The 13372-nt window shown below is 64.8% G+C and carries 9 protein-coding genes; 2 read left to right on the top strand and 7 right to left on the bottom strand.

Annotated features, from left to right (window positions below):
• Positions 1 to 37 precede the first annotated feature (37 nt).
• Positions 38 to 541, bottom strand: coding sequence for a hypothetical protein (locus tag H516_RS0102665; RefSeq protein WP_022888180.1), 504 nt, complete (start codon positions 539 to 541; stop codon positions 38 to 40).
• Between the two features lie 94 nt (positions 542 to 635).
• The gene (locus H516_RS0102660) at positions 636 to 1133 is read right to left on the bottom strand and encodes a glutathione peroxidase (protein ID WP_022888179.1); all 498 of its coding nucleotides are present in this window, start codon (positions 1131 to 1133) and stop codon (positions 636 to 638) included.
• Between the two features lie 68 nt (positions 1134 to 1201).
• On the opposite strand from H516_RS0102660, the gene H516_RS0102655 reads away from it, so the two are divergent.
• Together H516_RS0102655 and H516_RS21110 are read left to right on the top strand one after the other, a co-directional pair.
• Positions 1202 to 2002 carry a metal-dependent hydrolase gene (locus H516_RS0102655; RefSeq protein WP_169513487.1) on the top strand — a complete coding sequence of 267 codons (801 nt, stop codon included), beginning with the start codon at positions 1202 to 1204 and terminating at the stop codon, positions 2000 to 2002.
• 235 nt (positions 2003 to 2237) lie between these two features.
• Positions 2238 to 4286: a PQQ-dependent sugar dehydrogenase gene (locus tag H516_RS21110; RefSeq protein ID WP_022888177.1), complete on the top strand. Its 2049-nt coding sequence runs from the start codon at positions 2238 to 2240 to the stop codon at positions 4284 to 4286.
• 449 nt (positions 4287 to 4735) lie between these two features.
• Here the strand turns inward: H516_RS21110 and H516_RS0102645 are convergent, their stop codons facing one another.
• From H516_RS0102645 to H516_RS17905, 5 genes are all read right to left on the bottom strand, one after another.
• Positions 4736 to 5773 carry an Eco57I restriction-modification methylase domain-containing protein gene (locus H516_RS0102645; protein ID WP_022888176.1) on the bottom strand — a complete coding sequence of 346 codons (1038 nt, stop codon included), beginning with the start codon at positions 5771 to 5773 and terminating at the stop codon, positions 4736 to 4738.
• Position 5774: 1 nt separating this feature from the next.
• On the bottom strand, positions 5775 to 9107 hold the full coding sequence (locus H516_RS0102640; protein WP_022888175.1) for a DEAD/DEAH box helicase: 3333 nt from the start codon (positions 9105 to 9107) through the stop codon (positions 5775 to 5777).
• Positions 9100 to 9747, bottom strand: a complete 648-nt coding sequence (locus H516_RS17910) for a DNA methyltransferase family protein (RefSeq protein ID WP_022888174.1) — start codon at positions 9745 to 9747, stop codon at positions 9100 to 9102. Before H516_RS17910 ends, H516_RS0102640 begins: the two co-directional genes overlap by 8 nt.
• Before the next feature lie 591 nt (positions 9748 to 10338).
• Entirely contained in the window at positions 10339 to 11769 is a 1431-nt protein-coding gene (locus tag H516_RS0102625; protein ID WP_022888172.1) for an ApeA N-terminal domain 1-containing protein, read from the bottom strand.
• Between the two features lie 146 nt (positions 11770 to 11915).
• A complete protein-coding gene (locus H516_RS17905; RefSeq protein ID WP_022888170.1) occupies positions 11916 to 13031 on the bottom strand; it encodes an EcsC family protein in 1116 nt (371 codons plus the stop codon).
• Between the last annotated feature and the right edge of the window lie 341 nt (positions 13032 to 13372).

The following is a 13372-nucleotide window of genomic DNA, read 5'->3' as shown; positions in this document are numbered from 1 at the left end:
ACCGTTCGCGCGGCGGCTCAGCGTCGCCACGAGTCGATCAGAAGAATTCGTCGGGCGTACCCGCTGCTCGCTCGACGTCGCGGGTGTCGACGCCGGCCGCCCTCAGCTTCGCCACCGATACCCGAAGCCCCGACTCCATCTGCGCGGCCCAGGCATCGGACTCACGTGCGCTCGTCTCCGCCGCCCGTGCCCGCGCCTCCGACGACTCGGCGGCGTCGCGCGCGTCGCGCACCTGGCGCAGGGCGAGCGAGATGCCGTAGTAGGCGGCGACCATCGTGGCGATCGGTGCGGCGATGATCGCCAGGGCGCTGATCGCCGCACCCGTGGGGCTGAAGGCGATGAGCAGCGCGAACGCGAGGAAGAGCGCCACGATCGCCGCGAGGACGACGAGCATGAACCGCAGGTCGCGGCTCCACGGGCGCCCCTCGGCGGCCTTCTCGGGCGGTGCGGTGGTCGCGTCATCGACCGACAGCGGCGGCGGCGCGAAGTCGGGCACCGTGGGCTGGTCGTCGTGACTCGGACGGGCGTACACGTCGGACATTCGGTCTCCGCTCCCCTGCATTCGGATAGACCCCCCAATTGTGGGCCGCACCACGCGAGCGGTCAAGGAACCGCGCCGGGTGAGTGCGGATGCCTCAGGCCACGCGCCGCTCGGAGATGCCGCGCTCGATCACCGCGATGATCTCGGGGTCGTCGGGCTCGGTCGTCGGCCTGAAGCGGAACACGTCGCCGCCGGGCTGGATCACGAACTTCTCGAAGTTCCATTTCACCCGGCCGGCCTTGCCGCGGGCATCCGCAACCTCGGTGAGCGCCTCGTAGAGCGGGTGACGATTGCGGCCGTTCACCTTGATCTTCTGCATCAGCGGGAAGCTCACGCCGTAGGTCATCGAGCAGAACTCCTTGATGTCGGCGGCCTCGCCCGGCTCCTGGCCGGCGAACTGGTTGCACGGGAACCCGAGCACCGAGAACCCGCGGTCGCCGTACTCGCGCTGAAGTGCTTCGAGTTTCGTGTACTGCGGGGTGAGCCCGCACTTCGACGCGACGTTCACGACCATCACCACCTCGTCGGCGTAGTCGGCGAGGGTGACGGCGTCGCCGTCGATGGTCGTCAGGGGGATGTCGCGGATTTCCACCCTCCGAGCCTACGGCGCGAATCTGAGCTGTGGGCGGCCGCCGATACGATCGTCGATCGATGATGGGCATGAATCACGCGATCAGCGGCGCAGCCGCATGGGTCGCCGTCACCGGCGCCGCCCCCCTGCTCGCGACGGGGGCATACCCGCTCGACCCCGTCGGCGTCGTCGCGGGTGCGACCGTCTGCGCAGGTGCTGCCCTGCTGCCCGACGCCGACCACCACAGCGCGACGATCTCGCGCTCGGTGCCGATTCTCGGGCCGCTCGCCGCTCGCACGATCGGCGCGCTCTCTGGCGGGCATCGCCATGGCGCGCACTCCCCCGTCGCCGTGCTGATCGTCGCCGCGGCCGCCTGGGCGTTGACGGCCCTGACTGTGCCCGTCGAACCGATCGGGCGTTTCGACCCCGGCACCGTCGCGATCGGCGCCGGCATCGGCACTGCGGCGCTCACCGCCTTCGCGGTGAAGGCACGCGACCTCGTCGAGTCATGGCTCACCGCGTGGCTCGTCGGCGTCGCGCTGGGGTTCTTCATCGTCGTCGTCGCGCCAGAGCAGATCGCCTGGTTCCCGCTCGCGGTGACGCTCGGCTTCATCGCCCACCTCGTCGGCGACGCGCTCACCACGGGAGGGCTGCCGGGCCTCCTGTGGCCGTGGGTGCCGCGTCCGCCTGAGATCGTCGGCGACATCCCGCTGCTGAACCGCCTGTGGCTGCCGAACGGTTACCTGGCGCTGCCGCTGCTCGGCGACACCGGTTCGTGGCGCGAGAAGGCGTTCGGCGCGCTGCTCACCCTGTACTGCACACTCGGGCTCGGGTACGAGGTGCTGCGCCTCGTGGGTGCGGAGCAGCTGCTGTCGCGGCTGAACATGTGACGGAGGATCGCGGCGTTCCAGCCGACGAGCCCACCTGAGCGCGTGCCGCTCGCCGGGCGTTCCAGAAGGACGGCCAAGCCGACCCGCGCCAGGAGGCCATTCTCTCGGAGTCGCCAGGCTCGATGACCTTCGTGGCAGCGCTCGGAGCGTGGAAGAACCGCTTGTCGAGCCAATGCACGCGAACCGCACGGCCATAGACTTGGGAGGTCGCGACTCCGCCACGCGAGGGGGACTCATGGCCGGTCACATCAGTCGTCGCAGCTTTGCTTTCAGCCTTGTCGTCTCACTTGCCCTGAGCCTGGGCATCGGCATCCAAGCTCCCGCCGCCCATTCGGCCGCGCCCACCCTGTCGACCGCGGTCGTACAGGTCGGGCTGACCATCCCTTGGGACGTGGCGTTCCTCCCCGACGGCCAGATGCTCGTCACGGAGCGTCCCGGACGGGTGCGGATCTACGCCAGCGGCTCTCCGAATGCCGCCCTGGTCCGCACGATCACCATTCCCGACGTGCGCGCCGAGAGCGAGGCCGGGGTGATGGGCATCGCCGTCGACATCGACTTCGCGAAGAACCGCCTCGTCTACGTGTGCGCCTCGCGGCAGTACGCCGACAGCGGCGGGTGGAAGAACCAGCTCCTGCGCTACCAGGTCCGCGCCGACGGCACCTGGGGCAGCCAGACGATCCTCATCGCGAACATGCTCGCCAGCACGATCCACAACGGGTGCGCGCTCGAGATGGATCGCAACGGCAAGCTGTGGGTCGGTATGGGCGACGCCGCCAACCCCGCGCTGGCTCAGGACCGGAACAGCCTCAACGGCAAGATCCTTCGCTTGAACCGGGACGGCAGCGCGCCGAGCGACAACCCGGTGATCAGCGGGACGCGCAACATCGTGTACTCGATGGGCCACCGCAACCCCCAGGGCATCGCGCTGCGACCCGGCACGAACCAGGTCTTCGCCGTCGAGCACGGCCCGGACGTGAACGACGAGCTCAACGGGATCGTGGCGGGCGGCAACTACGGGTGGCCGTGCAACACCGGCAACCAGACCGGACCCTGCGGCTCGTCGTCGACCACCATCGGCTCGATCTGGGCGTCCGGCAGTTCGACGATCGCGACGTCCGGCGCCACCTTCGTCGCGAGCTCGCAGTGGGCCGACGACAACGGCAGCCTCTTCGTGAGCACGCTCAAGCAGTCGGACGCCCGCCGGTTCACGATCAGCACCGACGGCACGGGCGTGGGCGGCAACCAGATCTTCTTCGACGGTACGTGGGGCCGGCTCCGGGCATCCGTACTCGGTCCGGGCGGGCAGCTGTACCTGACCACCTCGAACGGCAACAACGACACGGTGATCCGAGTTCGGCCCGCGGCAACGGCGGTCACCCGGATCGCCGGCGCCGACCGCGTCGCGACCGCAGCGGCCGTGAGCTCGAACGCGTACCCGTCGGGTGCCACCGACGTGATGATCGCCACTGGAGCCGACTTCCCCGACGCCCTGGCCGGCGGTGCGGTCGCGGGCGGGCGGGGCATGCCGATCCTGCTCACGCTCGCGAACCAGCTGCCCAGCAAGACTCGGGCCGAACTCGACCGCCTGAACCCCCAGCGCATCTGGGTGATCGGGGGCACCGGCGTGATCAGCGATGCGGTGCGCTCGGCATTGATGGCGTATGCGTCGTCCGGCCAGGTCACGCGAGTGGCGGGCTCGGACCGCTATGCCACCGCGGCCTCGATCAGCCGCCGCTGGTTCGCCCCGGGCGTGCCGGCCGCGTTCGTGGCCGTCGGCACGGACTTCGCGGACGCCCTGGCGGGCGCACCGGCCGCGGCGCTGCGGGAATCCGCGCTGCTCCTCGTGAGCCGCAGCGCGATCCCCGCCGTGACCGCCAAGGAGCTGGATCGGCTCAACCCGCAGCGCATCTACGTGCTCGGCGGCGCGGGCGTGATCAGCGCGTCGGTGGCCTCGCAGCTCGATGCTTACACGAACGGGCCGGTCACGAGGCTGGGGGGCGCTGACCGCTTCGCCACGGCCGAGGCGATCACGCGCACCTTCTGGACGAAGGTTCCGCACGCGTACGTCACGAGCGGCCTGAGCTTCCCGGATGCGCTGGCCGGCGGTGCGGTCGCCGGCACGCAGGGCGTGCCGATGCTGCTCTCCGGGAAGAGCCACGTCACCTTGTTCACCGGGCAGGAGGTCCTGCGGCTCTCGCCGCGCCGGGTGGTCATGCTGGGCGGCACGGGCGCGCTCACCGCTTCGGCGCAGACGCGCCTGATGCGGCTCGTGGCCACACCATAGCGGATCCGTGGGCACCGCGGCCGGCGGATCGTCTCCGGTACTCATCCGGCCGACCCTCCCGATTTCAACGAAAAAACCCCTGACAAATCTTGCGATTCATCAGGGGTTTTGGTGGATCTGAGGGGACTCGAACCCCTGACCCCCTGACAGCGCTGCATATCGCCTTCAGCGCACGTGTTTGGTTGTGGATACCAGCAATTATATGGCAGAAGCGCTGATCGAGCTGGCCGAAGTCTTTCCGTTGTATTCCCCCGATTGGCGGTGTTTGTGGTTGAAAACGGCCACAAAAGAGCCACACCGTCACCGATGTCCTGCGACATAACAGCCGCACCCGCACGGAGGGTGGGCGACATGCCGCGACGGCGTCCTGGTGGTGATGGGCTCGAGTCCACCGACGGTACAGGGGCACCCCCTGCGGGATCGTCACAATCAGCCACTGGCGTCGCTGGTTACTCCATGGATGTGACCTTGTCCTCGATGAAGGCAATCTCGGCGGCGTCGAGATCGTACTTCGCGTAGAGTTGCGCGTCGATCTCCGGGATCGACTTCGACCAGTCGATGTCGGATGCGGACGTGAAGTCTTGAGCAGGGACGTACTTCCAGGTGCTGCGCGGGTTGTGCTGCGTCACCTTGAGCACGTAAAGCATCGCGCGAGCGAACTTCGACTTGACGTACTTGAAGCAGGCCTGCGCCTCTGCCTCTGTGCCGAAAGCGCCGATGGTGAGAAACGTCTGTGTCACGGCCACATTGGGCCCGACCACTTCGGGGGCCGCCATCTGCCCCAATCGATTGAGTTCGTTGGCCGCGGGTACCGCGACCTTGTACTTGCCGAGGCTCTCAGGACCAGTGACGTAATCACCGCGAATCCATCGATACACGCGTTGGTTGTCGACGCGACCAAAGACTTCGACGTACGCATGCTCGTCATCGGGCCGGATGGACGAGTACAAGAACGAGACTCGCTCAAACGCGTGCGGCCCGATGACGTACTGGTGCCCGTCAGACAGCAGGCCTGTCGCCTGCGGGTGGTCCTCATGCATCTTGTCCGTGTACCTGTAGGACCGCCCGCTCGTCATACCGACAGACTCGAGCGATTCGAAACCAGTGGCGGCAGAGACCTTGTGAAGGACGGTGTTGAGTTCCGGGTACTCCGTAAACGTGCCGATCGGCTCACCCATGCGGCTTGCGTCTCGGTACGTCACCGCGATGCCGGCACGAATCTTCGTGCCGGGGAACAACTCGGTGCTGTTGCGGACGTAGATGGGCACTGACAGGTGCGGGTCCGCGAGCATCTTGGCGTTCCACGCTTTCGGGGTGTACCCCGCATTGAAAAGGAAGCGTGCAGGAGTGATGAGTACGGCCTTCTCGGCGATCTCGTAGGCGGCATCCATGAATTTGCCATAGATCGGCATGTTATGCGTGGAGTCGCCGACCGAATCTTCCTGATAGGGAGGGTTGCCGATGACGACATCGAACTTCTTAGTCATGTCAGTTGTCTCCCAGCATCTCGTCGACCATGTGCGCGCGTTCCTCAGCGGTCATCCTGGCAAGGTTGCCGACCCGGAAGTGTCTAGAGTCTGCCAACCAAGCTCGACGCTCGGCAACGCCGCCGCTCACGGCTTCCAAGGTGATCTTGTGCAGGATCTCGTTGGGGTTCATCTCAAAGATCTGTCGGGTGAGGATGTGTCGTAGACGGTCGTCCTGGTCAGGGATGGCGTCGGTCAGGCCCTTGTCGAGTCGGCGGACGATCTCCATGCAGAACAGGCCGGCGGTGGAGAACAGGTCGGCAAAGGTCTTGTCCGGGTCGGAGAAAATCCCCGGATTCGCCTCCTCCAGCGTGTCGCACATCATCTGCACGACCGGCTTCGGGGTGAACACGAGCGAGGTCTTTTGCTGCGGGATGTACGCGAAGATGTCCTCGGTCAAGGCCGAGTCGAAGTAGTCGGAGAGTTCGTCCTTCTTGTTCAGGAACTCCTTGATCGATTGGTTGAACACTGCCTCGTCGAACAGTCCCGGGACGCGGGTGACAGCCCCGCTGTCCGGGTCGGTCACCTCGCGACCGTCGCGGAGCTTGCGGAAGTCGTCCTCGGTGATTCCCGTGATCTCGTGGAAGACGGCGTCCGGCGTGTAGTCGTCGAAGTTGGCGAGCGTGGTCTTGCGGTCGCCGTAGGCCATGAGGAACATCGGGATGGTGCGCGCAAACCCGCGCAGGTGATCGCGGGCGGCATCCATCGTCTTGTCCGCCTGCGACTGTGCCTTCCTCGTCTCCTCACGCATGACAATGGTCTCGGTGACACTGTCGAGCGTGCTGTGGAAGATGGCGAGCACCTGCGCGTCGAGCTCGGCCTTCGCTTCAGCCTTCTTCGCATCGACGGCCAGGAACTCCGCCTCCGTTGCGGCGTCCCTGCTTTCAGCTTCGATGTGGTTCAACGTGATCTGATGGTCGACGTAAGCGCGCTCCACCTTGGCCTTCACCTGTGCCTCGGTAGTCTTCTCGTCGTTCTCGACCTGCTTCGCAGTCATCCCGTACTCGGCCGCGACATTCACCCGCGTCTCGCGCGCCTTCTCGGTGATGACTGCGGCGACCTGCTTGGCCGCGGCAGCCGCCTTCGTCGTGGCCGGATCGAGCTGCGGCACGTCGTCGTCTGAGTAGATTGGCTTGCCAAGCTCGGCGATCTTCGGGTTGATGACGGTGCCGACGTCGACCTGCACGTTTCCATCGGCATCAGTGGTGGGCGGCGGGATCGGAACCTCGACCGGATCGCCCTTCTTGGCCGTCTTCTCCTTGGCGACGGGGAGCTGGTTGAGTATGTCCTGGAAGTGCTCGACGGCCCGGAAGATGCCAGACACGTTCGCGAACAGCAGGTTCGACAAGAATCCCCGCCGAACGACCTCACGAGCTTTGAACATCTGCGGGAACGTTAGGACCTGCGCGGCGTCAAGCTCAATCATCCGGCCCTCGGTGTCTTCACCCAGGATGGGGAAGAAGTTCAGCAGCCGGCGGATGTTCTCCCTGCGCTCACCAGCATCCACCGGCGGGTGCGGGGCGAGGTTGTTCGCGAACGCGTCGAAGATCGTCAACGTGCGCTCAGGCGCGAAGTCGAAGATGTAGGCGTTCTTCTTCTGGAACACTGTGTCGCCGCGCATGAATGTGCACGGGTTCTGCGACCGGAAGGCCGCCTGCATGTAGAGAGCGGGCGAGGACAGATTGGACAGCATGATGACCGCGGTCCACTCCGGCACCGTGACACCGGTCGTGAGCTGACCCACCGACAGTGTGATCGTTTTGCCGCCCTGGGCCTCCGCCCTTGCGATGGCCGCGCGGACCTTGTCGAGCGACTTCCCCACCGTAACCGAGTCGTCGGCATCCTCGTCGAGCCCATCGTTCTCGCCAGCGTGCGGTTGACCATCGCCGGCCGCCAGGATGACCGTGTACTCACCGAAGATAGGGTGCTTCTTGAGCAACCGCTCCAACGCTTTGGCGGACGCAACCCGGTTGAGCAGCCAGAACGAATGCCTGATCTCGTCACGCAGCTCCGGAGTGGAGAACGGGTACTTCTCCTGCGTCGCCAGCGCATCCAAGAACCGAGCCACGTCAGCCTCGTAGATGAAGAAGCCGTTCTCTTTGGTGGCAAAGAACTCCGCCAGATCGAACGTGTAGTCGACGTTCCCCGCTTCTTCGTCCAGAGCGACGCCCTCAGCAAGCCGGTCGACCACCATCCGTGAGAGCTGGTAGGTCAGCAGGTTCAAGGTCGGGAGCTGGACGTACGGGTTGTCTACCGAGGCGTCGGCCCACGACTCCTTGACGACCTGCTCGTCCTCGTACGTCCAGTTGAAGATCTGGTCGTCGCCGAAGCGTCCTGACGCCAACGCCTTGAATGGCGTGCCCGACAGATGCAGCGCATGGCGACGCTTGATCTGAGTGAACGCGACATCGGTCTTCGTCGTGTCGATCCCTTCATGCGCTTCGTCGATGACGAGCAAGTCCCAGTCGGCGTCGGCGATGTGCTTGAGCTTATCGATGAAGCCGCCGAAGTACTTGGACCCCTTGAGATCTTGGAGCGACACGAACTCAATGATGCGGGGGTCCTCGTCCACGTGCTCCAGGGAGTATGCCCTCCACTGCTCGCGGGTCATTGGGCCGCGTTGGGCAAGCGACGGCGAGTCGGACACGAACTGGTAGTTGGTCTGATGGCCGATGAACCGCTGGTAGTCGTCGAACCAGGAGTTGGCGATGGCCGGGCGATTGGTGACGATCAGGACGCGCCTGGCATCCATCTTCCGCATCAGGTCGTACGTCGTTAGCGTCTTACCGAATCGCGGCTTCGCGTTCCACAGGACCTCGCCAGCACCGTGCGGGCGGAACGCCGACAGCGCCTGCGCGACAGCCTGCTGCTGCTCGGGGCGCAGTTCGTAGTCATCGCGCGACTCCCCGAACGGTGTGGTGAAGGACTTCGAGGCGAAGTCGAAGAAGAACTGCTGGCTCGTCTTTGGGGCCCCGGCGAGCTTGTGCCACTCCGTGCGACTCGGCGTGTTGGTTGGGTCGAACTCGCGCTGGATGCCCTGCTGCTTGAGGAAGGCGTGAAAATCGGAGTCGCGGAAAGTCCCACCGTCTTCGGTGATGAACGCCGCCCTATACGCCCAGACCTTGATCTTCGTGATGTTGAGCTGACTGGCCTGCTGGGAGATTCGCTTCTCGGCAGACTCCTGCTCGGTGTACCCGATCTTCTCCCAACCGTCGTACTTGGGGATGTCGGGAGTTCTCCACGAATAGATGTAGGGGATCACCTCGTGGAACGTGCTGATGTTCGGGCTAGCCATCGGCTCTCGCTTCTTTGTAGACGTGGTCGATTCGACAGACCGCGTACGTGTCGTAGACGGTGAAGTCAAAGGCGTTGTCATCGCGCAAGGAGGCGAGGGAGAACGGGTCGCGCCGCACCATGCCATGGCTGTTGGGGACCCTGCCCCACCAGGAGAACTGGATCTCATTGCCACGCCAGTCGCGGCCGGTCAGGGTGTTGCCGCGGATGACATTCGTGTCGACCAAGAACGATGCAGCGCGCATCAAGTCCGTGTCGGGACCGCAAGGGACATCGTGCCTCGCGTGGAAGCGCGAGAACTCAGCGAGCATGGCCGCCTTGGCATCCTCGTGGTTGTCCTCGAGCAGTTCGACGCCGTAAATCGACGCGAGGGCGAAGAGGGACTCATTTGGCCAGGACTCAAGTTGACACCGCTTTTGGATCGCTCGGAGCTTTCGGTGCAGAATCGCGACGAGGAAGTTCCCGTCGCCCGCGGCCGGTTCGAGGAATGTCTTGTCGACGAAGTCCGGGCCGGTCTCTAGCTCCTCATGTACCAGGTCGAGCATGCGATTGACCATGTGCCGGGGGGTGAAAACCTCGCCGTAAGCCTTTACGCGATGCCGTGACTTCACCATCAGCTCCTCGGTGATCGTCTGCGTCACTCGTGTCTCCCATACTGGCCTCGGTCGGCGGCTGCCTGGCCCGGCAGCCCGCGTGGTTCGAGCAACGAATCCGGCTCACGCCAGAGTACAGCGTCGCGCACGATGGCCGTGCTTGGCACTCCATTCCGTCGCTTCAGTCGGGGTCGCAATATCAGACATCATCAAGCCCATTGAAGAGCGCTTCGTAGGAGAGGTAGCGGAGCCTTGCTACGCTCCGCGGGACCCGCCAGGGCGAGATTACCTTCGCTGCGTCCGATTTTCCGCGAGCGGGCCGACCAGCTTCACGTATCAGTTCCGGTTCAGCCCGTGCTTGCGGGTATCGAGCGCGTCCTTGAAGTGGCTCTCCGCAGCATCGATCTCCCGCATGGTTGACGCCGGATCGAACACGCGCAGCAGCAAGAATCTGAAGCTCGTCGGTTCGACGTTCGCAGCTCGACGTTGCCGCCGTGACCGTTCATCGCAGACGCACCCCAGCGCTGACGAGTGTTCTCCGCCGCATGCCGGCGAGAAGGGCCGCGTCAGTACGAACTGGCCGTTCCGAAAGTCAATGCCCACAGTTCATTTCACAACGATTGACCGCTGTCACGCGCCTCAGGTTGCGCCGTCCGCTGCCGCGTCGGAGGGAATGGCTTGCCATGTCCCGGCGACGTCAGCAATGCGAATGCGATAGGCATCGAAGCGCTGCTTGATCTCCCAGAGCTCCGACCCTTCCCGATATCGACCCAGTAGTTCGTCTGCCTGCCCGGTGAGGTGAACAGCGAGGAGGCGGACGACGAGTTCGTTCACATCGCCAATGAGGAACGTCTCAGCATGGTCAGGGAAGGAGCCGCGGTCAGCGTGCTTGACCGAGTTGTAGTTATTCGCGATTGCCTTGGCCAGCCCGACCTGGCTGTGAATGTAGTCGCCCCAGCGGATGCCCAGCAGCTCCAAGCAGCGATACACATACGTCGCCGTAGTTCGCCGCCCTCGATGGTACGTAGCGGCTTCGCCGGGTCGTTCACCGAGCAGTTGTCCCGCAGCTTCCAGGCTCATTGACGTCGACATGACGATGTCCTCCGCGAAGCGGTGGCGCCGACCGACAATCGAAACAGCCGGCAAGATGAACCGCTCCCACGCGTCGTAGTTCGATGCCCATTCGGCGAGGCCTTCCGCGCCGAGCTCCTCCAATACGAGCAGAGGTCGTCCGAGCTTGTCCTTCGACGGGATGGGCTGCGCCCGCTCCCGGATAGTGCGGGCGCTGATGACCTCGACGAACGGATGCTCGAAGATCTCCCCACCCATAAGGCGGGCGGCGATTGACTCGTCACGCACACGATGCTCACGGAATGACAGCGCCGTACCGAACAGGAAGACCAGCAGGTGCAGCGCCTTGCGTTGCTCGACAAGGTGGTCAACGAACGGACGGGGCTGCTCCCACTCGCTTTCAATGACGACATTGTCTTCCAGCTCGTGGACACGCTCGTAGCCATCTTCGCGAGGTGCGAAACGCCACGTTGCCCTCACCCGTATGAGTGCGTCCCCCTGCCGCCATTCGATAGGTTCCGGGCTCTCAACCCGAACGTCGAGCGCGTTGGCTCGGCGCTCCTCGTCTCGGGTCGCTTCCGAGCTCACCGCCGTGACCCGCGACCACCGATTGAGCCCGTCGGCACGACTTTGGCACGTCTTCACTGTTAGCGGCTCCAAGAGGGCGCCATCGCGGTCATGAAGCAGCGCCTCGGTCGCAGAGAAGCGTCCGCTCCCGACTCTCGAACCGGCTGCATCGGCATGCCCGTTCCAGCGGCAGCCGAAGAGCTGGATATTGCCTTCGCGGGTGTGAACCAGCACATTCTCTGGCGGGGTCATCCGGCGGAACCACTGGGCGACGTGGTCGAACTGCGGCACGACGAAGCCCGGCATGTACGGGACCTCGACCTCGACGCCGGCCTCCTTCATACGAAGGGTGGCGCCGACGTACGGAGTCTCCTCGACGCCGTCGACGAGCAGCACCGCCAGGCTGTCGCCGAAGTTCAGTTCAACGCTCATTGGTCATCCCCGAGTTCTGGTTGGTCCTACACGGCCGGAAGCTCCCCCGCCTCGTGGCCACCGTATCGGCGTACCCCGACGTCGAGCGGTTGCGCTGAGCAAAGTACCCGGAGTCCGCGGTGTACGGAGTCCCCGTCGTTGCCTCACTATTCGAGGTCCGGGCCTCCAGCGTCCGAGACTTCCCGAAGGACGCTGATTGTCTCGTCCGCGTCCTCAGCGGCTTCGGCAGTGACGGATACAGGCACCTCTTCGGCTGCGAGTGACGGGTACTTCTCGAGAAGGAACCGATGTCGGTACGCGATGTTCGCAGCATCCACGATCGCCTCGAGCGTCGTCCAGTTGAAGGTGCCACCGAGGACGATTCCTGCCACTGGGACGACCTTGCCGAGCGACTGCTTCGTGATGCGAACGCCGAATGCCTTGGCGAACTGCTTCGACACTTGGGAGACGACTGACTTGTCGAGAATGCTCCACACTTTGCCGCGTACGAGCGCCTGGGTGAGCCGAGAAACATCGGCCATCGCGGCAGTCTTTGCCGTGGCGGACAGTGCGGTACCGGCGTTGACGACGGACATGATGAAGAGCTTCTCCGCGGGCTCCTCAGGGTCGTAGCCGTAGTGGAGCGACACCTGACCGACGCAGCGGGATGCCAGACCGAGGACGATTGCGGCGTCGCCGACCATGGCGCCCGCGATCACGGCGCCAGATGGGGCGGCTGATGCACCACCGGACACGGGTACTGCGAGCTCGCCGCCGGTAATCAAGAAGCCCGCACCGGCGCCAGAAAGCGCCGCAGTAGCCGGGTAGTACCAATTCGCCGCGCGTCCACGAACGAGGTCGACCTGCTTCAGGTCGAGTCGCCGGACATCTGCGAGATCCGTTACATCGTGCCCGCGCTTCTGATGCAGCTCGACCACCCGGGCCGGCGACAGCGCGACGCGAGAGATCCTTCCCACGATGCGCCGAATCGAATCGAACGCCTGGCCGCTCCAGTCCGTCACGCCGTCGGGGATCGCGCCGACCGCCTGCTTCGCTCCCGTCCCGACAACCTGGGCGGTCTTGACCGCGGCTCCTTGCCCCTTCGCCACGACCGCTTGAGTCTTGGGGTGCTTCGCGAGGTACGTCGTTGCCTGGGTGCCGATCGCTGAGAAGCCGAGCGCCATCTGCTCGCCGACGCCTCGCATCGCTCGGGACAGTGGGCGTCCCTTGAAGCGCTGGACGTCGCGCCACGCGGCGAGTTCATAGTCGGACGGGTCTGCCATCCCAGTCAGGCTATCTGGCTCTGCCGACGTGACAGACGCGACGTCCAGCCGCCCCCATTGAATCGATCGTTCTCATGTTTCATAGCCAGGCGCAGTAATGGCGCGTCGACCTTCCCGCACCAGTCGCGAACTTGCACCAACCGCTATCCGAGGCCGCACTTCGAGCTACATCTCACGCCGACACGGCTTGAATCTCGTCGAGTTGGTCATCGTCGTCGTCGGAGTTGTCGCTGCGATTGCGATAGTCGCGTACAACGGCATCAGGCGACAGGCCGTCGAGTCGTCGATGATGTCCGACCTTCGCGGCGCGCGAGGATGGTCGAACTTTCCAAGACAGAAAC

Origin of the sequence: Agromyces italicus DSM 16388 (assembly GCF_000421545.1) — a bacterium.
Lineage (GTDB): Bacteria > Actinomycetota > Actinomycetes > Actinomycetales > Microbacteriaceae > Agromyces > Agromyces italicus.
The sequence above is the reverse complement of the archived record's forward strand: the minus strand, read 5'-3'. Positions and strand labels throughout refer to the sequence as shown.

Bases quoted from the DNA above. Each gene is read 5' to 3' on its own strand.
- H516_RS0102665 (WP_022888180.1), bottom strand. From the start codon at position 541: ATGTCCGACGTGTACGCCCGTCCGAGTCACGACGACCAGCCCACGGTG.
- H516_RS0102655 (WP_169513487.1), top strand. From the start codon at position 1,202: ATGAATCACGCGATCAGCGGCGCAGCCGCATGGGTCGCCGTCACCGGC.
- H516_RS21110 (WP_022888177.1), top strand. From the start codon at position 2,238: ATGGCCGGTCACATCAGTCGTCGCAGCTTTGCTTTCAGCCTTGTCGTC.
- H516_RS0102645 (WP_022888176.1), bottom strand. From the start codon at position 5,773: ATGACTAAGAAGTTCGATGTCGTCATCGGCAACCCTCCCTATCAGGAA.
- H516_RS0102640 (WP_022888175.1), bottom strand. From the start codon at position 9,107: ATGGCTAGCCCGAACATCAGCACGTTCCACGAGGTGATCCCCTACATC.
- H516_RS0102625 (WP_022888172.1), bottom strand. From the start codon at position 11,769: ATGAGCGTTGAACTGAACTTCGGCGACAGCCTGGCGGTGCTGCTCGTC.
- H516_RS17905 (WP_022888170.1), bottom strand. From the start codon at position 13,031: ATGGCAGACCCGTCCGACTATGAACTCGCCGCGTGGCGCGACGTCCAG.